Origin of the sequence: Pseudomonas sp. SIMBA_068 (assembly GCF_046534705.1) — a bacterium.
Lineage (GTDB): Bacteria > Pseudomonadota > Gammaproteobacteria > Pseudomonadales > Pseudomonadaceae > Aquipseudomonas > Aquipseudomonas putida.
This window is the reverse complement of the sequence record NZ_JAWRYI010001270.1, coordinates 1-247: the sequence shown is the minus strand read 5'-3', so window position 1 is coordinate 247 and position 247 is coordinate 1. Positions and strand designations below refer to the sequence as shown.

1 protein-coding gene is annotated in these 247 nt (G+C 58.7%); it reads right to left on the bottom strand.

The features are described from left to right. A partial coding sequence (locus tag SB756_RS33645; protein ID WP_410913709.1) for a type II toxin-antitoxin system YhaV family toxin occupies positions 1-247 on the bottom strand: 247 nt, incomplete at both ends.

The window sequence follows — 247 nt, the reverse complement described above, 5'->3', positions numbered from 1 at the left end:
CAGTCATCAGGAGGGTTGCCGCGGCCCAGTATCTTCTCGAATACGGCGTATGGATCGGATTTGCTGCCTGCGGACCGTAGGGTATTTTCGTCGTTGACCCATGCATAGACGATGACCTTGGATGTTGAGTCGTAGCGAAAGAACAGCCGAAAGCGCCTGCCGATTTTTGCCCGCCGCCAATGTCGGTAGGCGGTGCCCAGCGTGTTGCCTTGGCGGAACTCATCACGGCCCGAGTCGGCAGGCACAG